This window comes from Escherichia sp. XD33, from assembly GCF_019375075.1.
Taxonomy (GTDB): domain Bacteria; phylum Pseudomonadota; class Gammaproteobacteria; order Enterobacterales; family Enterobacteriaceae; genus Enterobacter; species Enterobacter flexneri_A.
On sequence record NZ_JAENDM010000242.1, the window covers coordinates 1 to 780 of the forward strand.

The following is a 780-nucleotide window of genomic DNA, read 5'->3' on the forward strand; positions in this document are numbered from 1 at the left end:
AGTTCTTCGGGCTTACCAATATGGGCCAGAATTGCTGACCAGTTATCGTGAGAGTAATTCATCGGCACGTTAAATCATATCAGGCGTAATACCACAACCCTTAAGTTAGCGCTTATGGGATCACTCCCCGCCGTTGCTCTTACTCGGATTCGTAAGCCGTGAAAACAGCAACCTCCGTCTGGCCAGTTCGGATGTGAACCTCACAGAGGTCTTTTCTCGTTACCAGCGCCGCCACTACGGCGGTGATACAGATGACGATCAGGGCGACAATCATCGCCTTATGCTGCTTCATTGCTCTCTTCTCCTTGACCTTACGGTCAGTAAGAGGCACTCTACATGTGTTCTGCATATAGGGGGCCTCGGGTTGATAGTAAAATATCACTCGGGGCTTTTCTCTATCTGCCGTTCAGCTAATGCCTGAGACAGATAGCCTCAAGCACCCGCCGCTATTATATCGCTCTCTTTAACTCATTCTGTTTTATCGATTCTAATCCTGAAGACGCCTCGCATTTTGATGGCGTAATTTTTTAATGATTTAATTATTTAACTTTAATTTATCTCTTCATCGCAATTATTGACGACAAGCTGGATTATTTTTGAAATATTGGGTAATGACTCCAACTTACTGATAGTGTTTTATGTTCAGATAATGCCCGATGATCTTGTCATGCAGCTCCACCGATTTTGAGAACGACAGTGACTTCCGTCCCAGCCTTGCCAGATGTTGTCTCAGATTCAGATTATGTCGCTCAATGCGCTGAGTGTAACGCTTGCTGATAA

Annotated in this window: 3 protein-coding genes; all 3 read right to left on the bottom strand. The window is 44.9% G+C overall.

All coding sequences use genetic code 11. The features are described from left to right. Window positions 1-62: hypothetical protein (locus tag K0778_RS28205; RefSeq protein ID WP_223671452.1), on the bottom strand; the 62-nt coding region annotated here is incomplete at its 3' end. Between the two features lie 77 nt (window positions 63-139). Continuing rightward, the gene (gene mokC / locus K0778_RS26570; RefSeq protein WP_000809168.1) at window positions 140-292 is read right to left on the bottom strand and encodes a type I toxin-antitoxin system toxin MokC; all 153 of its coding nucleotides are present in this window, start codon (window positions 290-292) and stop codon (window positions 140-142) included. A gap of 330 nt (window positions 293-622) precedes the next feature. After that, window positions 623-780 (bottom strand): IS1 family transposase (locus tag K0778_RS26575; protein WP_213131679.1); only part of this gene is annotated, 158 nt, incomplete at its 5' end.